The sequence below is a fragment of the Corallococcus sp. CA053C genome (genome assembly GCF_003611675.1).
Classification (GTDB): domain Bacteria; phylum Myxococcota; class Myxococcia; order Myxococcales; family Myxococcaceae; genus Corallococcus.
Genome location: NZ_RAWA01000936.1, coordinates 1 through 248, shown reverse-complemented (window position 1 = coordinate 248; position 248 = coordinate 1). Strand labels below are relative to the sequence as shown.

At 67.7% G+C, this 248-nt stretch carries 1 pseudogene; it reads left to right on the top strand.

The features are described from left to right. Positions 1-248, top strand: a pseudogene (locus D7V97_RS43960) (tetratricopeptide repeat protein); the annotation flags it as partial.

Here is a 248-nt window from a genome sequence, read left to right as displayed (position 1 = left end):
CGCTCGCCATCCGGGAGGCAGCCTTCGGCAAGAATCACCCCGATGTCGCCCAGACGCTCGGCAACCTCGCCATCCTCTACGCGGAACAGGGGTTGTATGACCGGGCCGAGCCGCTCCACCAGCGCGCTCGCCATCCGGGAGGCAGCCTTCGGCAAGAATCACCCCGATGTCGCCCAGACGCTCGGCAACCTCGCCATCCTCTACGCGGAACAGGGGTTGTATGACCGGGCCGAGCCGCTCCACCAGCG